24 protein-coding genes are annotated in these 24,598 nt (G+C 72.8%); 12 read left to right on the plus strand and 12 right to left on the minus strand.

All coding sequences use genetic code 11. From position 1 onward, the window contains the following. Positions 1–111: 111 nt before the first annotated feature. Both glgA and ABZ854_RS23355 read right to left on the minus strand, forming a co-directional pair. Positions 112–1,260 carry a glycogen synthase gene (gene glgA / locus ABZ854_RS23350; RefSeq protein WP_361214018.1) on the minus strand — a complete coding sequence of 383 codons (1,149 nt, stop codon included), beginning with the start codon at positions 1,258–1,260 and terminating at the stop codon, positions 112–114. 40 nt (positions 1,261–1,300) lie between these two features. Further along, a complete protein-coding gene (locus tag ABZ854_RS23355; RefSeq protein WP_361214020.1) occupies positions 1,301–2,050 on the minus strand; it encodes a (2Fe-2S)-binding protein in 750 nt (249 codons plus the stop codon). Positions 2,051–2,325: 275 nt separating this feature from the next. Here ABZ854_RS23355 and ABZ854_RS23360 point away from each other — a divergent pair, with 275 nt between their 5' ends. Beyond that, entirely contained in the window at positions 2,326–3,561 is a 1,236-nt protein-coding gene (locus ABZ854_RS23360) for a DMT family transporter (protein WP_361214022.1), read from the plus strand. 26 nt (positions 3,562–3,587) lie between these two features. Here ABZ854_RS23360 and ABZ854_RS23365 read toward each other — a convergent pair whose 3' ends face one another. Beyond that, on the minus strand, positions 3,588–4,823 hold the full coding sequence (locus ABZ854_RS23365) for a transglycosylase family protein (RefSeq protein WP_361214024.1): 1,236 nt from the start codon (positions 4,821–4,823) through the stop codon (positions 3,588–3,590). A 283-nt stretch (positions 4,824–5,106) separates the two neighbouring features. Between ABZ854_RS23365 and gndA the strand changes: the two genes are divergently transcribed. Beyond that, a complete protein-coding gene (gndA, locus tag ABZ854_RS23370) occupies positions 5,107–6,546 on the plus strand; it encodes an NADP-dependent phosphogluconate dehydrogenase (protein ID WP_361214026.1) in 1,440 nt (479 codons plus the stop codon). Positions 6,547–7,116: 570 nt separating this feature from the next. Here the strand turns inward: gndA and ABZ854_RS23375 are convergent. From ABZ854_RS23375 to panD, 3 genes are read right to left on the minus strand one after another with little or no spacing between them, the layout of a single operon-like run. After that, complete coding sequence (locus ABZ854_RS23375) at positions 7,117–7,764, minus strand: aspartate/glutamate racemase family protein (protein WP_361214202.1); 648 nt, start codon at positions 7,762–7,764, stop codon at positions 7,117–7,119. A 14-nt stretch (positions 7,765–7,778) separates the two neighbouring features. Then, positions 7,779–8,123, minus strand: coding sequence for a GNAT family N-acetyltransferase (locus ABZ854_RS23380; RefSeq protein WP_361214028.1), 345 nt, complete (start codon positions 8,121–8,123; stop codon positions 7,779–7,781). Positions 8,124–8,155: 32 nt separating this feature from the next. Next, complete coding sequence (gene panD, locus ABZ854_RS23385; protein WP_361214030.1) at positions 8,156–8,575, minus strand: aspartate 1-decarboxylase; 420 nt, start codon at positions 8,573–8,575, stop codon at positions 8,156–8,158. Between the two features lie 554 nt (positions 8,576–9,129). On the opposite strand from panD, the gene ABZ854_RS23390 reads away from it, so the two are divergent. From ABZ854_RS23390 to ABZ854_RS23400, 3 genes are all read left to right on the plus strand, one after another. Beyond that, complete coding sequence (locus ABZ854_RS23390) at positions 9,130–9,405, plus strand: hypothetical protein (protein ID WP_361214032.1); 276 nt, start codon at positions 9,130–9,132, stop codon at positions 9,403–9,405. A gap of 394 nt (positions 9,406–9,799) precedes the next feature. Continuing rightward, positions 9,800–10,096 (plus strand): DUF488 family protein, encoded by a 297-nt coding sequence (locus tag ABZ854_RS23395; RefSeq protein WP_361214033.1) that lies wholly within the window; start codon positions 9,800–9,802, stop codon positions 10,094–10,096. Positions 10,097–10,243: 147 nt separating this feature from the next. Continuing rightward, positions 10,244–10,648: an STAS domain-containing protein gene (locus ABZ854_RS23400; protein WP_361214035.1), complete on the plus strand. Its 405-nt coding sequence runs from the start codon at positions 10,244–10,246 to the stop codon at positions 10,646–10,648. A 339-nt stretch (positions 10,649–10,987) separates the two neighbouring features. Here ABZ854_RS23400 and ABZ854_RS23405 read toward each other — a convergent pair whose 3' ends face one another. The 6 genes from ABZ854_RS23405 to ABZ854_RS23430 all read right to left on the minus strand — a co-directional run bounded on the left by ABZ854_RS23405 (position 10,988) and on the right by ABZ854_RS23430 (position 15,793). Next, positions 10,988–11,470, minus strand: a complete 483-nt coding sequence (locus ABZ854_RS23405; protein ID WP_361214037.1) for a universal stress protein — start codon at positions 11,468–11,470, stop codon at positions 10,988–10,990. Between the two features lie 67 nt (positions 11,471–11,537). Further along, positions 11,538–11,669 (minus strand): hypothetical protein, encoded by a 132-nt coding sequence (locus tag ABZ854_RS23410; RefSeq protein WP_361214039.1) that lies wholly within the window; start codon positions 11,667–11,669, stop codon positions 11,538–11,540. Between the two features lie 430 nt (positions 11,670–12,099). Then, complete coding sequence (locus ABZ854_RS23415) at positions 12,100–12,354, minus strand: DUF5302 domain-containing protein (protein WP_361214041.1); 255 nt, start codon at positions 12,352–12,354, stop codon at positions 12,100–12,102. A gap of 114 nt (positions 12,355–12,468) precedes the next feature. Beyond that, positions 12,469–13,884 (minus strand): DEAD/DEAH box helicase, encoded by a 1,416-nt coding sequence (locus ABZ854_RS23420; protein ID WP_361214043.1) that lies wholly within the window; start codon positions 13,882–13,884, stop codon positions 12,469–12,471. A 487-nt stretch (positions 13,885–14,371) separates the two neighbouring features. After that, positions 14,372–14,602 carry a hypothetical protein gene (locus ABZ854_RS23425; RefSeq protein WP_361214045.1) on the minus strand — a complete coding sequence of 77 codons (231 nt, stop codon included), beginning with the start codon at positions 14,600–14,602 and terminating at the stop codon, positions 14,372–14,374. A gap of 183 nt (positions 14,603–14,785) precedes the next feature. Beyond that, positions 14,786–15,793 (minus strand): Lrp/AsnC family transcriptional regulator, encoded by a 1,008-nt coding sequence (locus tag ABZ854_RS23430; protein ID WP_361214047.1) that lies wholly within the window; start codon positions 15,791–15,793, stop codon positions 14,786–14,788. A gap of 132 nt (positions 15,794–15,925) precedes the next feature. On the opposite strand from ABZ854_RS23430, the gene ABZ854_RS23435 reads away from it, so the two are divergent. The 7 genes from ABZ854_RS23435 (at position 15,926) to ABZ854_RS23465 (ending at position 24,556) form a co-directional block, all read left to right on the plus strand. After that, a complete protein-coding gene (locus ABZ854_RS23435; RefSeq protein ID WP_361214049.1) occupies positions 15,926–17,149 on the plus strand; it encodes a M20 family metallopeptidase in 1,224 nt (407 codons plus the stop codon). 53 nt (positions 17,150–17,202) lie between these two features. Further along, on the plus strand, positions 17,203–18,633 hold the full coding sequence (locus ABZ854_RS23440) for a cytosine permease (RefSeq protein ID WP_361214051.1): 1,431 nt from the start codon (positions 17,203–17,205) through the stop codon (positions 18,631–18,633). A 45-nt stretch (positions 18,634–18,678) separates the two neighbouring features. After that, positions 18,679–19,899 carry a metallophosphoesterase gene (locus tag ABZ854_RS23445; protein ID WP_361214053.1) on the plus strand — a complete coding sequence of 407 codons (1,221 nt, stop codon included), beginning with the start codon at positions 18,679–18,681 and terminating at the stop codon, positions 19,897–19,899. A gap of 245 nt (positions 19,900–20,144) precedes the next feature. Beyond that, positions 20,145–21,161 (plus strand): GlxA family transcriptional regulator, encoded by a 1,017-nt coding sequence (locus ABZ854_RS23450; RefSeq protein ID WP_361214055.1) that lies wholly within the window; start codon positions 20,145–20,147, stop codon positions 21,159–21,161. After that, positions 21,158–22,915 carry a thiamine pyrophosphate-binding protein gene (locus ABZ854_RS23455; protein ID WP_361214057.1) on the plus strand — a complete coding sequence of 586 codons (1,758 nt, stop codon included), beginning with the start codon at positions 21,158–21,160 and terminating at the stop codon, positions 22,913–22,915. The genes ABZ854_RS23450 and ABZ854_RS23455 overlap by 4 nt, the downstream gene beginning before the upstream one ends. Then, positions 22,887–23,540, plus strand: a complete 654-nt coding sequence (locus tag ABZ854_RS23460) for an SRPBCC family protein (protein WP_361214059.1) — start codon at positions 22,887–22,889, stop codon at positions 23,538–23,540. The genes ABZ854_RS23455 and ABZ854_RS23460 overlap by 29 nt, the downstream gene beginning before the upstream one ends. Next, entirely contained in the window at positions 23,537–24,556 is a 1,020-nt protein-coding gene (locus ABZ854_RS23465) for a ketoacyl-ACP synthase III family protein (protein WP_361214061.1), read from the plus strand. Before ABZ854_RS23460 ends, ABZ854_RS23465 begins: the two co-directional genes overlap by 4 nt. Positions 24,557–24,598: the final 42 nt, after the last annotated feature.

Below are 24,598 nucleotides of genomic sequence, written 5' to 3' on the forward strand. Positions count from 1 at the left end.
CTCGGCGTGCGCCCGGATCGCCCTCGTACTGGACGTACTCGGGTGATTCGGGCGTGCGGCGAGAGGGCGTGCCAGGCGTCGCGGGCCCACGAAGAACCGCCGGACAGGTCCTTAAGCCTTGAGGATCTCCTCGTACAGCCGGACCGTGCGGCGGGCGACCGTGTCCCAGCCGAACTCGCCACGCGCGCGCCGCTGTCCGGCCTCCCCCATCCGCCGGGCCGCCTCCGGGTCGCCGAGGACGGTGTCCAGCGCCCGCGCCAGACCCGCCTCGAAGTCGTCGTCGACGGGGACGAGCAGGCCCGTCTCCCCGTCCCGGACCACCTCGGGAATCCCGCCGACCCGGGAGGCCACGACGGGCGTGCCGCATGCCATCGCCTCCAGGTTCACGATGCCCAGCGGCTCGTACACCGAAGGACAGACGAACACGGCGGCGTGGGTGAGGAGTTGGACGACGTCCCCGCGCGGCAGCATCTGCGGGAGCCAGTGCACGCCCTCGCGCACCCGGCTCAACTCCTGGAACAGCTCCCGGAACTCCCGGTCGATCTCCGGGGTGTCGGGCGCGCCCGCGCACAGCACGACCTGGACGCCCGGGTCGATGTCCCGTACGGCGCGCAGCAGATGGGGCACTCCCTTCTGCCGGGTGATCCGGCCGACGAACAGCACGTACGGCCGCTTCGGGTCCAGGCCGGCGCGCACGAGGGCGTCGGTGCCGTGGTCCGGCCGGTACAGGCTGGTGTCGATGCCGTTGTGCACGACGTGCACCCTCGCCGGGTCCAGCGCCGGGTAGCAGGCTAGGACGTCCTCCCGCATCGCCCCCGATACGGCGATCACGGCGTCCGCGGCTTCCACGGCGGTGCGCTCGCTCCACCCCGACAGGGCGTAGCCGCCGCCGAGTTGCTCGGCCTTCCAGGGCCGCAGCGGCTCCAGGGAGTGGGCGGTGAGCACGTGCGGGACGCCGTACAGCAGCTTGGCGAGGTGGCCGGCGAGGTTGGCGTACCAGGTGTGCGAGTGGACGAGTTCGCGCCCCTGGAGGGCGGCCGCGATGGACAGGTCCACGGAGAACGTGCGCAGCGCGTCGTTGGAACCGTCGAGGACGGACCAGGGGCGGTGGCGTACGACGCCCACCCCGCGTCCCTCGCCCCAGCAGTGCACCTCCAGGTCGACCAGCGAGGCCAGTTCGCGGGCGAGGAACTCCACATGGACGCCCGCGCCGCCGTACACGTCCGGGGGATACTCCCGGCTCAGCAGTCCCACTCGCACCCGACAACCCCCTGGTTCCGGCGGCAGGTTCCCCTCATGGTCACCCGGATGGGGCGCGCGGGGAAGAGCGCGGCGGCCGGGTGAAGCAGCAGTCGCCGCATACTCCGCCGCCGGGCACCCGGTAGTACAGGCAGCAGCTGCGCCGGCGGAACGCCGTTCCGGTGCGGGAGCCGGTGCCGCGCAGCAGCGGGTGGGCGAAGAGGGCGCTGGTGAGCTCGGAGGACCGCACCGCCACGTCGGTTCGGCCGTGCGCGTGGGCCCAGCGGTCCAGTTCGCGGGCGGCGCCGGCGAGCGTGGAGGCCGCGTTGCCCCTGAGGAGGCCGGCCGCGATCCCGTAGCGGGCCCTCAGGGCTGCCCCTAGGGGTTCGAGGTGCCCGAGGAGGACCGTCTCGGCGAGGGTGCCGGCGTCCCCGGGCAGCCCACGGACCCCGCGGAGTTGGAGATCGTCGGGGGCGGCGGCCGAGCCGTCCCAGCGCAGCAGGCGCGGGGCGAGGTCCGGGACGCTGCCGTACAGGGCGGCGCAGGCGAGGGCCGGGGACCACAGCCGTGCGGCGAGTGCCTGGTGGGCGATGGAGGCGGCGACCCGCGTCTCCCGGGTGGCGAGGCGGTCGGCGACCGTGGCGACACGCGAGGTCAGCGCGTTCGGGTCAACCCCCGCGCCGGCCGCGGCGTAGGTCTCCGCGAGCGTCGGGGGCGGCGCGCCGTCGGCCCCGGCGCCCTCCGCGACCGTACGCAGGACGAAGAAGCCGCCGAGCGGGCGGAGCGCGGCGAGGCCGGGGTCGAGGGTCACGAGGAGCAGTACTACCAGGGTGCGCTCGGGGTGCCGCCCCGGGGGCCGCAGCCGAGGGCGCGGGTGCCGCCGGGGACCCCGGACCCTGGGCGGCGCGCCACCGATAACCCACCCTGGGGATGATCGAGACGCTGCCGTACTCCATCGGTAGTAGGACGCATTGAGTGCTCAGGAACGACGACGGGAACAAGCCGGGACGGCAGAGTGTTGCTCATGAGAGCCGACCGTACGCCGCGCCGGGACCAGTGCCCCGGCCTCACGCAGGGGAGCCGCCGATGAGCGCCCTCGCGTTGTCCGTGCTCCTGTCGTTCGTGTCCGCCGTCGCCTACGCGGCCGGGGCGATCGTGCAGGAACAGGTCGCGGTGTCCTCCGGCGGGCAGTACGCGCCGCTGCGCCGGCCCAGCTGGTGGGGCGCGCTCGCCCTGAACGGTCTCGGCGGTCTGCTGCACGTCGTCGCGCTGGCCTACGGCCCCCTCAGCCTGGTGCAGCCGCTCGGCGCGCTCACCATCGTCTTCGCGCTGCCCATGGCCGCGCTGTTCGTCGGCCGCAAGGCCGGTGCCACCGCCTGGCGCGGCGCCATCATGGCCACGGTCGGCCTCGCGGGCCTGCTCTCCCTGGTCGGCGCGTCCGACACGCGCTCCCTCGACGCGGCCGAGCGGGTGGGCGTCGCCCTGGTCACCGGCGGCGCCGTCGTCGCCCTGATGATCGCGGGCCGGGCCGCCCACCGGCACCCGGCCGTGCGCAGCGTGCTGCTCGCCACCGGCTCGGGCATCGCGTTCGGCATGTCGTCGGTGTTCACCAAGACCGTCGCCGTCGACTGGACCCACGGCGTCGCCCTGACCGAACTGCCCTCCCTCGCCGTGATCGCCGTCTTCGCGACCGCGGGCGTACTGCTCTCCCAGGCGTCGTACAAGGGCGGTGGCCTCGCCGCGCCGCTGGCCACCCTGACGGTGGTCAACCCGGTGCTGGCCGCGGCGGTGGGCATCACGATGTTCGGCGAGACGTTCCGCTACGGCACCACCGGCACCGTGCTCGCACTGGGCTGCGGCGTCGTGGCGGCGGGTGGCCTGATCCTGCTGACGACGGAGCGGATCGGGCGGAGCGTCGGGCGGCCGGCGGCCGTGCCCGTGGAGGCGGCGGGCGGCAGACGGGGTGGGGCGGCCCCGGTGCCCGCGGCGGAGGCTCTCGACGCGGTTCCGCAGCAGCGTCCGACGGTGGAGAACGCGCGGACCGAGCCGGTGGCGGGCGCCACGGGCGCGGACGTGGCCGACTCCGGGGCCGGTGCCGGGCCCGGAGCGGACGACGTCGCGGACGGCGAGGTGGGCGCCGGTGTCGAGAGGCTGCTGGACGACGTGCTCGGGCGGCCGGTCCCGGACGGCGTGCCGCCCGGTGCCGCGGACGCCCGGAGGGCCGTCGAGTCCTGCCTCCCGGCGTCCTACGTCCCGTTCCCCTCGGGCGTCGCGGTACCGCTGCCCGTCCTGGACCGGCACCGCGCCCGTGTCAGATCCTGACCACGTCAGATCCTGATCTGATCACGTCAGATCTTGACCCCACCGGCTCGCAGATAGGCGAGCGGATCGACGTCAGAACCGAACCCGGGCCCCGTCCGCACCTCGAAGTGCAGATGCGGGCCCGTGACGTTTCCGGTGGCACCGGACCGGCCGATGCGCCGGCCCGCGGCGACGCTCTGCCCGGCGCGTACCGAGATCGCCGACAGGTGGGCGTACTGCGTGTAGTGGCCGTCGGCGTGCCGGATGACGACCTGATAGCCGTAGGAGCCGCCCCAGCCCGCGGCCACGACGTGCCCGGCCTCGACCGCGCTGACGGAGGTGCCGGTCGGCACGAGGAAGTCCACTCCGGTGTGGTAGCCCTTCGACCAGTGCGGTCCGGCCACGCGGTAGCCGGTGCCTATGGCCGCGTGCACCGGTGCCACGAGGGTGTGCCGGTCGGTGGACGCCGAGTGGCCGTGGTGGCTCTCGTGGTGGGGTTGCCTGTGCTCCGGCGGCTTTCGCTCCGGGGCCTTCCTTCTGGGGGACTTGGTGGTGGTGTGCGGCGGGTGTGCGGCCGGGGTTCCGGTGGCGCGCAGGTCGAGCCGCTGTCCCGGCAGGATCAGGTCGGGGTCGGCGCCGATGGTCGTCCGGTTGCCGGCGTACAGCCGCTGCCAGCCGCCCGGCACCCGCTCCGCCTCGGCGATCCCGGAGAGGGTGTCGCCGTGCACCACGGTGTACATCTCGGCCTTGCCGGCCCGGGACTGCGGGGTGGTCTGGGGGCGCACGTCGGGGGCGGAGGCGGACTTGGCGCGAGCGGTGGTGGTGTGAGCGGAGGCGGGCTCGCCGCCGGTGGCCCGTGCGGGCCGCTCACGGGTGCTCTCGGTGTGCACCGCCGCTCCGCCACCGTCCCGGTGCAGTCCCGCCCGCACCGAGCACACCGGCCAGGCGCCCGGCCCCTGCCCGTCGAGGACCTTCTCGGCGACGGCGATCTGCTGCTCCCGGCCCGCCAGGTCGGCGCGCGGCGCATACCGGGTGCCGCCGTACGCCTCCCAGGTGGACTGGGTGAACTGCAGCCCGCCGTAGTAGCCGTTGCCCGTGTTGATGTTCCAGTCGCCACTGGCCTCGCAGGCGGCGACCTTGTTCCAGGTGGCCGAGTCGGCCGCGCCGGCGGTGCCCGCGGCGACCAGCGGGATCGCGAGGCCGGCGCCGCTCGCGGTGACGGTGAGCGAGGCGCGGTTGATCCTGTTCGGCTGGTACCGGCGATGCCGGCCGCGTACGGCCATGTCCGAAGTCCCCTCGGCATGCGTCAGGAGGGGCAAAAGTAAGCGCCGCGAACAGGCCATGACAAGACGGCATTTCGGCCGCGTCGGCCCGTCAAGTGGCCGGGGGAACGGCGTGCCTTGACGGAGCCGGCGGCCGGACGGGGCCGCGCTGAGGCGTCGGGCAGGTCCCGCGCGTACTCAAGCGCGGCGGGCCGGATGTGCGCTCGCCGGAGCGGCGCGTCAGGATGGGCCGTGGCCCGCACGGACGGGGCCGTACTGACAAGGCAACCAGGGAGCAGGCGGTATGAGCACTTCAGCGCAGATCGGCGTCACGGGCCTGGCGGTCATGGGCCGCAATCTCGCCCGCAACTTCGCGCGCAACGGCTACGCGGTCGCCGTGCACAACCGTACGGCGGCGAAGACGCACGCGCTGGTGGAGGAGTTCGGGCACGAGGGCGAGTTCGTCGCGGCCGAGACCGCCAAGGAGTTCGTGGCGGCGCTGGAGCGGCCGCGCCGGCTCGTCGTGATGGTGAAGGCCGGCGAGCCGACTGACGCGGTGATCCAGGAGTTCGCGCCGCTGCTGGAGCCCGGCGACATGATCATCGACGGGGGCAACGCGCACTTCGCGGACACCCGGCGCCGGGAGCGGGAGCTGCGCGAGCGCGGCCTCCACTTCGTCGGCGCGGGCATCTCCGGCGGCGAGGAGGGCGCGCTGCACGGGCCGAGCATCATGCCGGGCGGATCGCCCGAGTCGTACGAGTCGCTGGGCCCGATGCTGGAGAAGATCTCCGCGAAGGCGGCGGACGGCGCACCCTGCGTGACGCACGTCGGCCCCGACGGCGCCGGCCACTTCGTGAAGATGGTGCACAACGGCATCGAGTACGCCGACATGCAGCTGATCGGCGAGGCGTACCAGTTGCTGCGCGATGTCGCCGGGTACTCCCCCGCGCAGATCGCGGACATCTTCCGCACCTGGAACACCGGGCGGCTGGACTCCTACCTGATCGAGATCACCGCCGAGGTGCTGTCCCACGTGGACGCGGAGACCGGCAAGCCGTTCGTGGACGTGGTCGTCGACCAGGCCGAGCAGAAGGGGACCGGCCGCTGGACCGTGCAGATCGCGCTGGACCTGGGCGTGCCGGTGTCCGGGATCGCGGAGGCCGTGTTCGCGCGGTCCCTGTCCGGGCACGCGGCCCTGCGTGAGGCGTCGCGCGGGCTGGCGGGGCCGAAGGCGTCGGCGCTGAGCGAGGCTGAGGCGGGCGCGTTCGCGGACCGTGTGGAGCAGGCGCTGTACGCGTCGAAGATCGTGTCGTACACGCAGGGCTTCCACGAGATCGCCGCGGGCAGCGAGGAGTACGGCTGGGACATCGACCTGGGTGCGGTCTCCTCGATCTGGCGGGGCGGCTGCATCATCCGCGCCGCGTTCCTGGACCGGATCCGGGCCGCGTACGACGCGCGCGCCGACCTGCCGAGCCTGCTGTCGGACGGCACGTTCGCACAGGAGATCGCGGCGGCGCAGGACGACTGGCGCGAGGTGCTGGTCGCCGCGGTGCGGCAGGGGGTGCCGACGCCGGGGTTCGCGGCGGCGCTGGCGTACTACGACGCGTTGCGGGCGGAACGGTTGCCTGCGGCGCTTACGCAGGGGCAGCGGGACTTCTTCGGGGCGCACACGTACCGGAGGGTGGACCGGGAGGGGGCGTTCCACACGCTGTGGGGCGGGGAGCGGGGGGAGGTTTCGGCGTAGGGCCGGGTTCGTTCGGTTCGGCCCGGTCCGGCTTGGCGCCCAAGGGGGCGTGGGGTGCGGTTGCTGCGCGGGGGCGGGTGTTTGGTGGCTTGTCGCGCAGTTCCCCGCGCCCCTTTGGGACGCGTTGAAGTGGGCCGGAGTTGTCAGGTGAGGGGTGGGCCCGGTTCTGGGGTGGGGGTCGGGTCCGGGTTCGGGGGGACCGGGGCGGGGCCCGGTGGTCCGGGGTGGGGTGGAGCCGGCGGGTGTGTGGGGTCGGGGCCCGGTGCGGGTGGGGCCGGGGGTGGGGTGGGGTCCGGTCCCGGTGCGGGCGGCGTCGGTTCCGGGCCCGGTGCGGGGGGTGGGACCGGGGACGGGTAGGGGTCCGGTGGGGTGGGGGTGGGGCCCGGGGTCGGGCCCGGGGGGACGGGGTCGGGGTGCGGGTTGGTCATGGTGTCCTCCGGCCGGTCGCTGGACGGTGCTGGACGTCGCCTCTGGACTACTCCCCCGCCTACCCGGGGCCCGCGCGGCCACTCACGGCCCGCCCGGCCACTCACCCGACGGCGGGCACGGCGCGGGGCCAGGTGGCCGTGCTCAGTGGCCGGAAACCGCCGCCAGGGCGGCGGCGGCCAGGCCGGGGCGCGGGCTGGAGAGCACCGGGAGCGTGGTGTCCGTGAGCCGCTGGGCCGGGGCCATGGAGGCCTGGGCGAGGACGATCACGTCGGTTTCGGTGGCGGTGACCGCGTCGGCCGCGGCGGCCACGTGACGGGCGTAGGCATTGGTGTCACCGGAGGCGAAATGGCGCCAGGCGCCGTCGACCAGCCGGGTGCGGACGGAGACGGGCCGGCCCGAGCGCGCCGCTTCCTGCTCGATCAGGTCGACGGTGGGGCGCAGCGTGGCGGCGACGGTCGCGAGGACGGTGACGCGCGGGCCGGCGGCGACGGCGGCGGCGGCCATGGGCCGGTCGACGCGCAGGACCGGTACGACCGCGTCGGCGCCGAGGTCCTCGGCAGCGCCGCCGATCGTGGAGCAGGTGCAGAGCACGGCGTGCGCGCCGGTGGCGACGGCCCGGTCGAGGGCGGCCCGCACGTCGTCGGTCACGGCGTCGACGCCGTGCCGCCCGGCCCGCTCCAGCAGGTCTTCGTCCACCAGGTGGCAAAGGCGCAGGCCGGGGTGGTCGCCGTCGCGCAGGGCGTCGAAGACGGGGATGTGGGCGGGCGAGGTGTGCAGCAGGGCGAGCATCGTCCGGGAGGCCATCAGAACCGGCCGGGGTGCGCCGCCAGCCACCGCTTCGCAGCGTCGAGCAGCTCCGAGTCGGCGGGCGGGGCGACGTCGCGGTGGCGTTCGGCCCACTGGACGACGTACGGGCACAGCGGGGCCACGGGGACACCGGCGCGCTCGGCGAGGGCGTACAGCTCGCGGGCCAGGGAGCCGGCAATGCCCTGCCCCTCGTGGGCCGGCTCCACGATCGTATGAACGGGGACCAGGGCGGGAGCGGGCGAGTCCAGCACGAAGTACTCGATGCGGCCGACGACTTCGCCGTCGGCCACGGCCTCCAGGCGGCCCGCCGCCCGGTCATCACGGATCTCGATGTCGCTCACGGGCACGCACGCTCCTGGTCCTCGTCCGGCGGTCAGGCCCCCACGGCCTGCGGGCTGCGCTCCTGGTCCGAGCCGGGCACCGGCTCCGACGGGTCGGCGCCGAGGGCCACGATCCGGTTGTCACCGTCGACGTGCACCACCCGCGGCTTCAGCGCGCGGGCCTCGGCGTCGCTGACCTGAGCGTAGCTGATGATGATCACCAGGTCGCCGGGGTGGACGAGGTGGGCCGCCGCTCCGTTGATCCCGATGACCCCGGACCCCCGCTCGCCCTCGATGACGTACGTCTCCAGCCGGGCACCGTTGGTGATGTCGACGATGTGCACCAGCTCACCGGGCAGCAGATCGGCGGCCTCCAGCAGCTCGGCGTCGATGGTCACCGACCCCACGTAGTGCAGGTCGGCCTGGGTGACGGTGGCGCGGTGGATCTTGGACTTGAACATGGTGCGCAGCATGTTGGACTCCCGAAAGACGGCTCCCTGCCCGCTTTGTGCAGGTCAAGGGCGCTCTTGACCCTACACCGACATCCCTGCCCGGTGTTGTGAGGAACATCGCTCCGCTCGGGCGGGACGGCTTCACGCCTGGGCTTTCGCGCCGCACGGCGCCTGTCCAGGCAATCCTCCAGGAAGGCCTGGCGACTCATGCTGACCGGATGCTGACTTGTCTGATGAGCCATCAAAGATGCGTGAGACCACTCTGCCCAGGACGCCGTGCCTGCACGCACCGACGGCCGGTCGGCGTTCGACCGCCCCGGAAGCCGGCTCGCTGCCTGCTGCCCGCCCGAGGCCCCTGGCAGCGTGGAACTCGCGAGCGAGGCGCGTCCAAGGCACCGACACCGGCCCGCCCGGGCCGAAGTCCACGTCCCGCGCCCCTGCGCACTTGCGTGCGCTGCTCCTCCCTTCCGTACCATCCAGCCGATGGCGAACCGGGGACCGGCTGCGGCGGATCTCGTGCTGAGCCGAGCCGCTTGCGCCGTGACAGCCGATGGCATCGCGGGTAGTCGGCCATCATGTCCGAGCGATTCCAGATTGAGCCGATGGGCGATCACGACTACCTGGTGCACCTCCGGTACAGCGGGGGCGTGATCGAATCCCGGTTCCAGGCGAGCCCGGCCGTCGTCGACGAACTCGATGCGGCGGAGGCCGACGAGCAGCGTGTGATCGAGGAGACCGCCCTCTACCTCGCCGAGCGGCAATCGGTCGTCGACTTCCCGCGATGGTCGACCTCGGCGATGTCGCGGCCGCCTACGGCGACCACTACATCGCCGAGACGACCCGGCGCTTGAAGGACGCGTGAAGCGCCGCCTGCCGCCCCGGCCTCGCGGAGTCGGGGCGTCGGCCGTCGTCGCCTGGCGCGGTCGCGGATCCGCCCTTCCGTCAGGACAGGCCGGCTCGGTCGTCATTTCCTCCACGGGGGCCCAGGCCGGCCTCGACGTCACCGCGCTTGTGCTGTTCGCCGTCAGCCTGGGAACGTATGTCACCGTGGCAGCCCGGCGACGGCGGCGGCGCCTCGGTGCAGGAGTGCGGGTGATGCGGGCGGGGGCGGGTGCCGGCCACCTCGTGGCCACATGATGTCCTCGCCAGGCCGTCCGGCATGTTCCTTCGACGGGTTCGCATGAGCCGCCTCCGATAAAATGGGCTGGTCGGGACCATCCGTTTCGCGGCAGGCCACGGAGCATCGTGGCCAAACAGATCACCTGCCGCAGGGTCTACGAGGAGACGGCGCCCGGGGACGGCAAGCGTGTGCTGGTCGACCGGATCCGGCCTCGGGGCATGCGAAAGGAGGACGCGCGTCTGGACGAGTGGCTACGTGACGTCGCCCCCTCCAGCGAACTGCGCAAGTGGTACGGCCACAAGCCCAGCCGCTTCACCAAGTTCCTCGCGGCCCACGAGAAGCTCACGCTGCTGACGGCCACCAAGGACGTGGACCACGGCCAGACCGCCGTCCTCGCCGAGTGGCTGACCAGGAACCGGTGACCCGCGCGGGAGACGGCGACGGCGGCAGCCGCCGTCGTTCACGCGAACACGTGCCTGCGCGGGCCGCGACCGCGGGGCGGGCCGGCCGTCTCTGCCGCACCACGACGGGGGTCTCGCGCCGTCACACGCCGGGAAGGAGGGATGGCGATGCGAACGAACATCATCCGGCACGAGAGCATGATGGTGAGCTACGACGTGGTCGACGGCTGGACCGTCGTCGAGGTCGACGGTGAGCTGGACGCTCACACCACACCCCTGATCCGGGAAGGGGTGATCAAGCTCGTCGACGAGGGACACCGCCACTTCGTGCTGGACCTGAGCTTCGTCCCCTTCATGGATTCGATGGGACTGGGCGTGATCGTGGCGATCACCAAGCGCATCCGTGAACACGAAGGCTCGCTGCGTATCGCGTCCGTCTCCCCCCGCATGCTCAAACTCTTCGACCTGAGCGGCATGCGGAAGAGCTACGAGATGTACCCCTCAGCAGCGGAAGCCACGCAATCCGTTCCCTCCCCCGGCAGCCTGGCGCGCTGGCCCCATCCGACCGACTAGAACGCGCACCGACCAGGAGAAGCCGCCGCGCCGATCGGCAGGTCGTCCGCCCAGCAGAAGGCCGGCGCCGCCGGGGCCTGCGGTTCCCACGATGCTGTGCAGCACGGTGCGCGTAGCCATGTCGGTGCTGACCGCACGGATCGCGTCCAGCACGTGCCGCTACCGGTGCCTGTCCAGCGCACGGTGCGGCGGCCACGCGGATACACCGCCCGGGGCCCGGCTCCGCTGCCGCCGCGGGGTGTCCGCCATGGTGCTTCCCCCCGGCGCGGTCGACCGCCGTCATCCATGTCGCCCTGCCTTGTCGCACTACGCGCTCACCTGGTCGGTGAGGGGCGCCCATCAGGATGGTTCGGCCTCCGTCATGGACGGCACGACCACCACAGGCAGGTGAGCGTGATGGACGACCTCGGTACTGGTGGATCCCAGGGTGAGGCGTCCCCACGCTCCCGAGCCTCTGCTGCCCACGACCAGGAGGCAGGCGTCCGCACTCGCGTCCAGCAGGACTTGCGAGGGCCGTCCTGGCTCCACCTTGATCTCCACTTCGACCGCGGCGCCCCCCAGTTCCTGCCCGGCTTCCGCCACGGCCTGGGCGACGGCCTCGTACGTGGCGTCGCGCATCTGGGTGTCCAGGTCGTGGGAATCCGGCACGGTCAGCCATCCGAGACTGCTCGTCCTGGAGGCGGTGAAATCGTAGGCGCAAACGGCACGTAGGCCGGTCCCGCGCAACTGGGCCTCGTGCAGCGCGAAGCGCAGGGCGAGTCCCGAGACGTCCGAGCCGTCCGTTCCCACAACGACCGGTGCAAGCTCCGTGGACTGCGTCATGGAAGTCTTTCCTCTTCGAGGAGGTGGAGGGCGGGATGATCATGAGGGGGCCGGTTTTCCCGTGCTGTCACTGATGGTCGTGCTCCAGCAGCACCAGGGGAACGGTCAGCGCCACCACGGCCACCGACGCGGCGCCCGGCATGTGCGCAAACCGGCCTCGCACTGTCTTTCGCCCGCCGCGCGGGGCAAGGGCGTCCATGAGGTGAGGCGACAACCGCCGACGGGACACGTCTCCACGGTCACGCCGACGTCCCGTCCCCGCAAGTTCCGCATCCGGGCGGGTCATCCGTCGGCGGCGCTCTTCGGGTGCACCGCCCACGCCGTCAGGCGCATCGCCCCACCTCACACACTCCGCGCCCTACCGGCTTGTGGCGCACTTCGGAGTCCATGAAGCGTTCTCATCTCGTCCGACCGGATCGCAGTCGGGTCGTCCAGACACCGCACGGCCACCAGCGCCACGGCCAACTCGTCACCCCGCGCTAGCTGTTCACGTGGGCTCGACCCTGTAGCCTCCTCGTTCTTGGTCTGTGCGGCCTCGTGGATGAGGGCGTGTGGACGCGGCGGGTCCATCGGATATCGACATCGGCGCGCAGGACGCCGGACCTCCCGGGCCCGCGAGACTGATCGGCTCAGCCGCCGCTCTTGCGCCTGAACGACCGCTGGGTCGCAGCCGGGCCGTGCGCCGCACGTACCTTCGACGCGTCCGGGTTGGCGGCGCCGTCGGCCGCGTCCGCCTGCGCACCGCGCTTGCGTGCCAGGGCTTCGCGGAACTTGCGCTTGAGGTCGTAGTTGCCGTCGCTGTCAGGGGCCAGGGGGGACGTCTCGGGGACGGCGGCCGGCTCCGAACCTTCCTGACCTTCCGTGGGTACGGACTCTGCGGTCATGGTGACCTCCTGGGTTCGGTGGGGGTGGGGCAGGCACAGCTTGTCATGCAGGGCGGGGTGCCGGGCGGAGGGTGTCGACCCCGGGGCCGGAATTCCTGCCGGGGCGGCAGCCTCTCAGCCGTTGCGGCGCACGTGCGCGGCCTTGCGGGCCTCGGCGAGCCTGCGGGCCTCGCCGGCTTTCCGGGACTTCCCTCCGGCGCGGCGGGAGGGGTCCTTGGTGGTGCCGAGACCGCGGAAGGGAGCGTTCGTGTTCTTGGCCCTGGGGACGGCGGGCCCGCCGTCGAGCGGGACGCCGGACGGAGCCTTCGCACCGGTGATCCGGCTCAGCTCCGCCTCGCCCGAACGCACCTTGGTCACGGTCGGCTCGACGCCGGCCTCAGCCATCACGCTGCTCGTCTCGCGCCGCTGGCCCGTCAGTACGAGCGTGACCACGCTGCCAGACTCTCCGGCGCGGGCGGTGCGGCCGGCCCGGTGCACGTAGTCCTTGGGGTCGGTGGGCGGGTCGACGTTGACCACGAGGTCGAGGTCGTCGACGTGCAGGCCCCGGGCCGCGACGTCGGTGGCCACCAGAGCGGTGATCTGACCGTCCTTGAACTGCGCCAGGGTCCGTGTGCGCTGCGGCTGGGACTTGCCGCTGTGCAGGGCGCCGGCGTGCACCCCGCTGGCCCGCAGGTGCCGGGTGAGCTGGTCGACGGCGTGCTTGGTGTCGAGGAACAGCAGTACGCGGCCGTCGCGGGCGGCTATCTCCGTGACGACGGCGTAGCGGTCGGGGCCGTGGACGACCAGAACGTGGTGCTCCATCGTCGTGACGGTGCCCGCGGACGGGTCGACCGAGTGGACGACGGGGTCGTGGAGGTAGCCGCGGACCAACTGATCGACGTCGCGGTCCAACGTGGCGGAGAACAGCATCCGCTGACCGCCGGGCCGCACCTGGTCGAGCACGTCGGTGACCTGCGGCAGGAATCCCATGTCGCACATCTGGTCGGCCTCGTCCAGCACGGTGATCCTGACCCGTTCCAGGCGGCAGGCGTTGCGCTCGATCAGGTCGTGCAGGCGCCCGGGGGTGGCGACGACCACCTCGGCGCCCTGGCGCAGCGCCGTGATCTGCCGGCCGATCGACATGCCGCCGACGACCGTGGTCATCCGCAACCGCAGCGCCTCGGCGTACGGCGCCAGTGCCTGGGTGACCTGTTGGGCCAGCTCCCGGGTGGGCAGGAGGATCAGGGCGAGGGGCTGCTTCGGTTCGGCGCGGCGCCCGGCCGTACGTGTCAGCAGCGGCAGGCCGAACGCGAGCGTCTTGCCCGATCCGGTGCGCCCGCGCCCCAGGACATCGCGTCCCTTCAGGGCATCGGGCAGTGTCGCGGCCTGGATGGGGAAGGGTTCGCGCACCCCGAGGGCGCTCAGCGTCCGCAGCACCTCCGCCGGCAGTTCCAGGCCGGAGAAGGAGAGGGCGGGGGGCGGCGCCGGGGTCGTGGCCACCGGCTGGGCGGGGACGCCGTGGGTGATGGCGGATTCGTCGGGGTGCTTCATGAACAGCCTTCCGCAGGGGGAACGTACCGAGGAAGGCCCGGCAGGATCGAACAGCAGCCCGCACACGCGCGGACCGATCAGGCGGAATCGCCCACCGCGACGACCACGCAAACGCAGAACACTAACACAAGGCACTCACACAGGGCGTGGCATCGCGTTGCCAGACCGGTGGCCCACCCCGCGTCGATGACCGGGGCGGGGGACGCGTGGCCGGTGAGATGGGGGGTGCGGCCGGGAAGCTGACCCGGCGGGGGTAGACGTCGGGTACGCCGGTGGTGATCGTGCCGGCCACTTCCGCCGGGATCACCTGCCGGCCTCCCACCGCGCCGCCGCAACGCAGCATCTTCGCCGAGCCGGGCCACGTCGCGTGCCGTCGCGCTGAATCCCCAGCCGGCGGCTTCGACACCGTCGGTGTCCAGGATGTAGTAAGCGTCCTCCTCCGCGCCGATCCCGGTCCACACGAGGCCGCTCAGGAGCGCGGAGGTGGTCAGGCCCGTGACCCTGCGGAGGACTTCGGCGGCGTCTCCACGTTGCCGTTCTCGTAGCGGAACTCCGCTCCCGGGGCCCCGGTGGCGCGAGCCGTCAGCAGGTGTTCGCGGATGCTGTTCGGACCGCTGTGGCCCAAGGGCCTCAACTGCGGGGCCACGACCGCGTGGTACCGCTGTGCCTCGATCTTCTTGTCGAAGGGGCGGCCCGCGTAGCCGACCCGGGTGCCCATGTGCAGCAGGTCCTGGACCCGCGCGTCACCGAAGGCGGTTCCGGCCGTTCGTCGCCGAGTCCGCCTTCCGCATCCTGACCGGCACGTCCGAGATCCAGCGCGACGGCATCGCCAGGCTCCGGCCTTCGACCACTGACCTACCACTGACCGGCCACTGGCCTTCGACCATCGACCCGGCTGAACTCAGCGCGGGGCCGGCTCGGCCCACGGGGCGAGGGGGACGGATCCGACGCCGTGGCCGCTCGCGTCGAAGAGCCTGCCCATGCGCTTGGCCGTGCGCAGCGCGATCGTGCGGTCCTGGACGAGGACGTCCGGGTGCCGGGCGGCGAGATCGGCCTCCAGCCGGTGGACTTCCTCGGCCCTGCGCAGCCAGAGCGTGACGAGCAGGTTCTCTCTGGCCGCCGTGGTCGCGACGAACCGCACGCTGGGGACGGCCGCCAAGTGACGGGCGACCGCCACCAGTTCAGGCGCCGGAACCCGCGCCCAGAGTGAGACGGTCACGGGGCGTTCGAAGAGCGGGCCCGCCACGTCGCAGCGCAGGGCCGCCTCCCCGCTGCCGACCAGACGTTCGGTCCGCCGGCGTGCGGTGGCGGCGCTGGTGCCCGCCGCCTGCCCCAGCTGGTGCCAGGCCAGGCGGCCGTCCCGCCCCAGTCCGGTCAGCAGCCGCCGGTCCAGTTCCGTCAGCGACCGCCCCGGCACTCCGCCGGGGCGGTCGGCGCGGCCGAGGGCGGCGGACTGGACCGGCGCCAGCGCGTCGAGTCGCCAGCGGCTGGCCTCCGTGACGACATCGGTCGCGATCGCCACCGTGGAGCCGGTCACCCCGGGTAGGCGCTCGACGCGGTCGAGCAGGTAGCGGCCGAACGAGGCCAGATCCGCCGTGATGACCTCCACCAGCAGGTCGTGGCTGCCCGCGGTGATCTCCACGGTGACGGCGGCCGGATCATGCGCGAGCGCCGCCGCCACCTCCTCGCGCGTGCCCGGCGCGCAGCGCAGACCGACGTAGGCCGTCAGGGCCGAGCAGTTCGGGCCGGGCACGGCCGTGACCCACGCCGACCCGGCCTCGGCGAGCCGTTCCCAGCGGCGGGCGGCCGTCGCGGGCGTGCACCCCAGCACCTCCCCCAGTTCGGTCCAGGAGGCCCGCGGCCGGACCTGGAGCGCGTGCACCAGAGACAGGTCCTCCTCGTCGATCATGCTCGATTCCCTCGCTGTTACGGCTGCGATTGTCTGATTCAGCCTATCCATCCGCTCACTGTGACCGGTGCCGCATCATCGTCTGCGCCGACTGGGGCCGGTCGAACGGCCGAGGAACACCGGAGGGAAGCGATGGACCTACGGGACGACGCGCGACGGATGTCCGAGTGGCTCACCCGGCTGCGCCGGGACGTGCACCGGGAACCGGAGACCGGGCTGCACCTGCCCCGCACGCAGGAGAAGGTGCTCGGCGCCCTCGACGGGCTCCCGCTGACCATCACGCAGGGCCGGGCGCTCTCCTCGGTGACCGCCGTCCTGGAGGGCAGCCGTCCCGGACCGGTCGCCCTCCTGCGCGCGGACATGGACGCACTCCCCGTCACCGAGCGGGCGAGCGTGGACTACCGCTCGCGCTTCGACGGCCGGATGCACGCCTGCGGCCACGACCTGCACACCGCGATGCTGGCCGGCGCCGCGCACCTGCTCGCCGCGCGGCGGGACCGGTGGGCCGGCCGGATCGTGCTGATGTTCCAGCCCGGCGAGGAGGGCCACGACGGCGCCCGGCACATGATCGAGGAGGGCCTGCTGGAAACGGCCGGGGAGCGACCGCGGGCGGCGTACGCGCTGCATGTCAGTGCGCGCCACTGGCCCGGGGGACGGTTCGCCACGCGCCCCGGACCGCTGATGGCCGCCTCCGACCGCCTCGCCGTCACCGTGCGCGGCATCGGCGGCCACGGCTCCGCCCCGAGCCACGCCCGCAATCCGATCCCCGCCGCCTGCGCCATGATCAGCGAACTCCCCGGCGCCCTCGCCCGCGTGGTGGAACCGCTCGAGCCCGCCGCCCTCAGCGTCGGCACCATCCGTTCCGGCACGGCCGCGAACGTCATCCCGGAGACCGCGCGGTTCGAGGCGACCGTCCGCACCTTCCGGCGGAGCACGGGCGAACGCCTCGCCGGCGAGCTCACCCGGCTGTGCCGGGGCGTCGCCGCCGCCCACGGGGTGGAGGTCGAAGTCCGGTACCTCAACGAGTACCCGCCCACCGTCGCCGCGCCCGCCGAGTCGGCCTTCGCCGCGGACGTGACCCGCGAACTCTTCGGCGCGGACCGCTACGAGGAGATGGCGCGTCCGCTCACCGCCTCGGAGGACTTCTCCCGGGTGCTGGAGGAGATCCCCGGCACCATCGTCCAGCTCGGCGCCGCCCCGCCCGGCCGGGACCACCGCGACGCACCCGGCAACCACTCCCCCCACGTCGAGTTCGACGACGGAGTCCTCGCCGACGGCGCGGCCCTGTACGCGGCCCTCGCCCTCCACCGCCTCGCCCCGGCAACGGCTCCGGTGCCGGCACCGGCAGCGCCGTAGCGCACCTCGTCCGATTCCCGTTCCCGTCCCGGCAACAGAGGAAGGCCCGCACCATGAGCGACAGCCCCCGGAGCAACAGCCTCCGGAGAAGCAGCACCCTCGAACAGCGCGCTATCGACCACGTCCCCGCCGGCGAACGCCACGGCAAGCCCTGGCACCTGTTCACCCTCTGGTTCGCGAGCAACGTCCAGATCACCGGCCTGGTCAACGGCGCCCTCGCCGTCACCATCGGCCTCGACCTGCCCTGGGCGGTCTTCTCGATCCTGGTCGGCAACCTGGTCGGTGGCCTCTTCATGGCCTACCACTCCGTCCAGGGACCGCAGCTGGGCATCCCTCAGATGATCCAGAGCCGGGCGCAGTTCGGCTTCTACGGCGCGATCCTCCCGGTCGCGATCGTGGTCGCCATGTACTTCGGCTTCGCCCTGGAGGGGGCGGTGGTCAACGGCCACGCGGTCGCCGACTGGATCCACGTCCCCTACGCCGCGGGCGTGGTCCTCTCCAACCTGGCCACCCTCGCGGTGGCCGTGGTCGGCTACAAGCTGATCCACGCCGTCAGCAAGTACCTCTCCGTCGTCTCCGGCGTGGTCTTCCTCGCGCTCTTCGTCCAGCTGGCCCGGCACCTTCCCGCCCACTACCACGGCACGTCGGTCAACGCCGGGACCGTGCTGCTCGCGATCTCCATCTTCGCGTCCTGGCAGATCACCTGGGCCCCGTACGTCTCCGACTACTCCCGCTACCTGCCCGAGTCCACCCCGGCGAAGGCCACCTTCTGGTGGACGTACCTCGGCGCGGCCGTCGGCGGGTCCTGGGTCATGGTGATCGGTGCGTTCGCGGCGGTCGTGGGCGGCGACTCGCTCGGCGACAACTCCATCGGCTTCCTGGCCCACCAGTTCCCCGCCGTGTCGGGGCTGCTGGTCGCGGCGCTGGTCCTCGGCGGCATCCCCGGCTCCGCCCAGAGCCCCTACGGCGCCTTCCTCACCGCACTCAGCGGCGTCTCCCCCACCGGCCGCGCCAAGGCGGCACCGCGCGCCCGCACCCTGTTCACCGTGGCGTTCACCGCCGTGACGACCGTGCTCGCGCTCCTGGCCGGCGCCCACACGATGGACCTGTTCCAGAACATCATCCTGATCCTGCTCTACCTGCTGATCCCGTGGACGGCGATCAACCTCACCGACTACTACCTGGTCCGCCACGGCGACTACGACGTGCAGGCGTTCTTCCGCAAGGACGGCCCGTACGGCCGCTGCGACACCGGAGCCGTGCTGATCTTCCTGCTCACCATCGCGGCCGAGATCCCCTTCATCGACAGCCCCGTCTACGAAGGCCCTCTGGCCGAGGCCCTGGGCGACGCGGACATCTCCTGGATCGTCGGCCTCGTCGTCGGCGCCGTCGCCTACTACCTCCACGCCACCCGCCGGCGCGCCCGCGCCCGTTCCCTCGCCCCGGCCGCCCCGAGAACACCGGTCCGGCCGGGCCGGGGGTGACCGGATACAGTGCGCGGAAGGGCAGTCCGGTCAGGGAGGGGAAACGTGACCGACACCAGCGACATCCGGCCCGCCAAGGGTGAGGCGCCGGCACCGCGGCTGAGCCTGCTGCACCGCCTGATGCGCTACCTCCCTCTGGTCGCCCCCGTCCTGCTGTGGGCCGTGCCCTGCTGGGTTCTCCTGTACGGCGGCCAGCACTGGCCGCTGCCCGCCACACTGGCCGGCACCGTCCTGTTCGTCCTCGGCCTCGCCGGTATGCCGCTCGCGATGGCGCGCGGCCACGGCCGGCGCCAGCAGGACCGGGCGGCGATCATCGGTGACACCCTGCTGGGCAGCAGCTGGGTCCTGTTCACGTGGTCCGTCGTGCTCGGTGTCGTCCTGCGACTCGCGCTGACCGTGGCCGGCGTGGAGGACGGTCAGGGCCGGGCCCGGATCGTCACGTGGGCCGTCCTCGGCGTCACCGCCGTACTGCTCGTCTGGGGGTACGCCGAGGCCCGCCGCGTACCCCGCGTGCGCCGGCTCGACGTACGCCTCCCACGCCTGGGCGCCGGACTGGACGGCACCCGCGTCGTCCTCGTCACCGACACCCACTACGGCCCGCTCGACCGGGCCCGCTGGTCGGCGCGGGTGTGCGAGACGGTGAACACCCTGGAGGCCGACCTGGTCTGCCACACCGGCGACATCGCGGACGGCACGGCCGAGTGCCGTCGCGCCCAGGCCCTGCCCCTCGGGACCGTGCGGGCCACCCGGGCCCGCGTGTACGTCACCGGCAACCACGAGTACTACAGCGAGGCCCAGGGCTGGGTCGACCTCATGGACGAGCTGGGCTGGCAGCCGCTGCGCAACCGCCACCTGCTGCTCGAACGCGGGGGCGACACCCTCGTGGTCGCCGGCGTGGACGACGTCACCGCCGAGTCCTCCGGTCTGGCGGGCCACCGCGCCCACCTCGCCGGCGCCCTCGACGGCGCCGACCCCGGCCTGCCGGTGCTGCTCCTGGCGCACCAGCCCAAGTTCGTCGACCGGGCGGCGGCGGCCGGGGTCGACCTCCAGCTGTCGGGCCACACCCACGGCGGCCAGATCTGGCCCTTCCACCACCTGGTCCGCATCGACCAGCCCGCCCTGGCCGGCCTCAGCCGCCACGGCGCCCGCACACTCCTCTACACCAGCCGCGGCACCGGTTTCTGGGGACCGCCGTTCCGCGTCTTCGCCCCCAGCGAGATCACCCTGCTCGTCCTCCGCTCCCCGGACCGGCCGGCCTCGTCGTAGCACCGGACGGGCCGATCCGTCCGGTTGGAGGTGTGCTCGGGCCGCGGGGTGCGACAGCGACCGACGGCCGGGCACCGCAACGATGTTGAGGGGGCGCCCTGTGAGCTGCCTCACCTGGCGTCGGCCGCTCGTCGTGCAATCTGCCTGGCCGTGGGCCTCCTCGCGGCGTCCGCGGCCGCCCGCTGGCCGGATACGTCAATAATCTGTCATTGCAGCCAGTGCGACGGCCGATACAGGCTGTCACCGTGCTGGAGCGACGTGTTGTTGTGGTGGTGTACGCGGGGGCGATGGCCCTGGACATCACCGGACCGATTGAAGTGTTCGATACCGCGAACCGGCTCCTGGGGGCCTCGGGGACCCCCTACCGGACCGACTTCGTCTCCGCCGACGCGCCGCTGGTGCGTACGAGTTCGGGGGTGGTGCTGGGTGCCTCGCCGTTGGAGGCGGGGGAAGGACCGATCGACACCCTGCTCGTGCCGGGTGGCTGGAGTCTCGACCGGGCGCTCCGGGACCAGGAGTTGGTCTCCTGGATCGGCCGGGCGGCGGCCCGGTCGCGCAGGGTCGCCTCCGTGTGCGGCGGATCCTTCCTGCTGGCCGAGGCGGGCCTGCTCGACGGCAGACGCGCCACCACGCACTGGGCGTACAGCGAGGCGATGGCGTGCCGCTATCCGCGGGTGACGGTGGACGCCGAACCGATCTTCGTGTGGGACGGCCCCTTCGTGACCTCCGCAGGCGTGTCGACGGGCATCGACATGGCGCTGGCCCTGGTGGAGGCCGACCACGGGGCGGCGCTCGCGCTGGAGACGGCGCGGTTCCTGGTGCTGTTCCTCAAACGGCACGGCGGACAGTCGCAGTACAGCGCCGTCCTCGACGCCCAGTTGGCCGACCATCCGCCGATCCGGGCGGCGCAGGAGTGGATCCTGGCGAACCTGGACAACCCGCTGCCCGTGGCCGAGATCGCGCGGCAGGCCAACATGAGCCACCGCAACTTCGCCCGGGTCTTCCGCCGCGAGGTGGGCACGACGCCCGGCCAGTACGTCGAGCGGACGCGTATCGCCCGCGCACGCGAACTGCTGGAGACCACCGACCTGACGATCGGCCAGATCGCCGGCCGCTGCGGGTTCACGGCCACCGAGACGTTCTTCCGCTCCTTCGGGCGGATCCTGGGCCTCACCCCCAAGGAATACCGGCACCGGTTCCAGGTCATCACGCCGTCCGGTCTCATCGACCGGCACCACGAGAGGGAGTCGAGTCCCGCATGACCACCACGGCCTCGGAAGCGTCCGCAGCGCGATCGTCACGACTGGTCGACCACCTGGCCGGGGAACTCGCCAGGGCCGGCGTCACCCACCTGTTCGGTGTCGGCGGCGCGAACATCGAGGACCTGTACGACGCCGTGCACCGCGGCGGCGCCGTCCGCGGCGTCGTCGCCAAGCACGAGTTCTCCGCCGTCACCATGGCCGACGGCTACGCCCGGACCACCGGTCGCCTCGGCGTGGTCGTCGCCACCTCGGGCGGCGGGGCGATGAACCTCGTACCGGGTCTGGCGGAGGCGTACGCCTCCCGGGTGCCCGTCCTGGCCCTGGTGGGCCAGCCGCCGACCGGCCAGGAGGGCCAGGGCGCCTTCCAGGACTCCAGCGGCAAGGCCGGCTCCTTCGACGCGCGGGAGGTCTTCGCCCCGGTCTCCCGGTTCTGCGCGTGGGTCCACGACGCGGACTCCTTCCCGGAGTTGCTGCGCCGTGCGGTCGCGGCGGCCCAGGCCGAGCCTCGTGGTCCGGCCGTGCTGTTGCTGCCCAAGGACGTGCAGCAGGCGGCGATTCACCTGCCGGCCCGCGGCCCGGCTCCTGAGTCCGCAGCTGCGTCTGCGTCTGCGCCGAGGCTCGACTCCGTCGCCGTAGACGCCGTAGACGCCGTCGTGGACGCCCTCCGCGATGCCCGTCGCGTCCTCGTCGTCGCCGGTGAGGGCGTCGCCGCCGACGGCGCGCGGGCGGAACTCGCCGAACTGGTCCGGCGGTTGGGGGCGTGGGTCGCGGTCACTCCGGATGCCAAGGACGTCTTCGACAACCATGACCCCCGGTTCGCGGGAGTGGCCGGGGTCATGGGTCACGCCAACGTGGAGGAGTGCCTGCGGCGGGCGGACCTGTGCCTGCTGGCCGGGACCCGGCTGCCGCTCCTCGCGCGCGGCGGCCTCGACCGCGCCCTGGCCGGCACCGACGTCGTGTCCCTCGGCCCGGAGGCCCCGTTCGTGGCGGCCACCGTACTCGGCGGGAACCTGCGGGACGCGCTGCGCGCGGTGACCGTCCGCCTGCCCTCGCGGCCACGGCCCTGCCCGCCGCACTCCGGCCCCCGCCCCTCCCCCACCCCGGGGCCGCCCGGCGGAGCCCGCGAGCGGACCGTCCCGCTGGCCCGGGCGGTCGCCGCCGTGGAGGCCGCGCTCCCCGAGGACGCGCACGTCTTCGTGGACGCCGGGAACGCCGGGGCCGCCGCGATCCACCGCCTCCCGGCACCGCGCCACGGCCGTTTCGTGGTGGCGACCGGTATGGGCGGCATGGGCTACACGTTCGGCGCCGGGATCGGAGCCGCGCTCGCCACCGGCCGGCGCACCTACGTCCTCGCCGGCGACGGGGCCTTCTTCATGCACGGGATGGAGGTGCACACGGCCGTCGAGTACGACGCCCCCGTCACGTTCGTGATCTTCAACAACAACGCGCACGGCATGTGCGCGTTGCGGGAGGAACACCTCCAGGGCGGCGTCCGTGACGACGACCTGTTCGTCCCGGCCGACATCGCCGCCGGCGTCGCCGCCGCCTTCCCGTCCCTGCGGGCCACGGGCGCCGTCGACGCGGCGCACCTGCGCACGGCGCTGCTGCGCGGCAACGCGGGCGGCGGCCCGGCGTTCGTGGCGGTGACCTGCGACCCGTACGAGATCCCCCCGTTCCTCCCCTTCCAGTCCTTCACCACGAACCTTGAAGAAAAGGAGATTTCAGATGAGCGAGGAGTCGTCCACGTTGGCTGACATCCCCGGTCTGATCCGGATCGAGAACGCCGGGAAGGAGGAACTGACCGCGCACTGCATGGAACTCACCCACTCGGTCTACCCCCACCACCAGGTCTACGGGCAGTACTGCACCATCCACGAGTACGTCGACTGTCCCCCGGAGCAGGCCTACGACTATCTGCGCCAGGGGCACCACCTGGAGGAATGGACGTGCAGCCTGCGGGACTTCGCGCCCACGGGCACGCCGGGGCTGTGGGCCGGCCGTGACCGGCTGGAGGACGACACCGCCATCTACTGCGAGGTGGTCGCGAACCCAGAGGCCATGACCGTGGACTACCACTGCTCCTGGGACCAGGGCGACGAGCTGTGGATGATCTACCTGATGCGGGTCGTGCCGGCCGAACTCGTCCTGAACCAACCGGGTTCGGTGATCACCTGGACCAACTGCCGGCACCCCTACTACGACAAGAATCCGCGCCCCGACCTGGCCCCCCGCCCGGACCGGCCCTGGGTGGGCGACTACTGGGACCTCTTCTACGCGGGCCACACCGTGGAGATGCGCAACCTCAAGGCCATCCTGGAACACCGCCACCGGCGCGGACTGCCCGTCGGTACGGCTCCGGCGAGGACGGTGAGCCGGTGACCACGGTCAGCCTCACCGACGTGGCGAGCTACCTGCCGGGCGAACCGGTGCCCGCCGCGTACTACACGGAGTATCCCGGAGCCGAGGACAAGCTCCGTCACCATCCCATGTTCAAGGTCCCGCCGTCGCGGCACCACGTGGCGGCGGACGAGACGAACGCGGACATGGTCGAACGGGCGGTGCAGCCGCTGATCGAACGGCACGGGCGGAAGGAGATCCAGGGCGTCGACGTACTGCTGGTGCACAGCCAGTTGCCCGACCTGCCGTTCGTCGGCGCCGGGACCGAGGTGGCGCGCCGGCTCGGTCTGAACCCGGAGTGGCTCGTCGACGTGGCCAACGCGGGCTGTGCGTCGTTCGTGCAGATGGTGAAGCTGGCCCGGCAGATCCTCGTCTCCACCGACGCCCGGACCGCGCTGATCTGCAACGCCCAGAGCGCCGCCGGGCAGTGGTTCACCCAGTCCGAGGTGCGCAAGCTCGCCCAGGCGGCGATTCCGGGCGACGGGTGCGGCGTCGGGTTCCTGACGACGTCGGCCGAATCGCCGGTGCTGGACGTGGAGACCCGCCACTTCGGGACGTACGCCGGTGACATGACCGTGGCGGTCGACGACGGTCGCAAGTACTGGGAGCCCGGCGAGTCCCAGCTGCGGATCGGGTTCACCGACGCGAGTGTCGCCAAGGTGCTGGCGCGCGGGAACCGGCTGGTCCCCGAGGTGATCACGGACCTGTGCCGGCGGCTCGGCGTGGCGAGCACCGACATCGACGTCCTCATCACCAACCAGCCCAACCGCACCTTCCTGCGGAACTGGCGCGAGGCGCTGCAACTGCCGGCCGAGCGGCACCTCAACACCTTCGACGCGTACGGCAATCTGTTCGGAGCGGCGATACCCGTCACCCTGGACCGGGCGATCGGCTCGGGTCAGGTGAAGGACGGCGACCTCGTCGTGCTGGGAGGATTCGCTCACGCCGGCGACTTCGCCGGGGCCACCGCCGTTCGCTGGCACGGGCGGCGGGGGTGAGCCGGGCCGCCGACTGACGGGACCGGGCCGCCTGAGGGGAGC

It is taken from the genome of Streptomyces sp. NPDC047028 (genome assembly GCF_040644095.1).
Classification (GTDB): domain Bacteria; phylum Actinomycetota; class Actinomycetes; order Streptomycetales; family Streptomycetaceae; genus Streptomyces.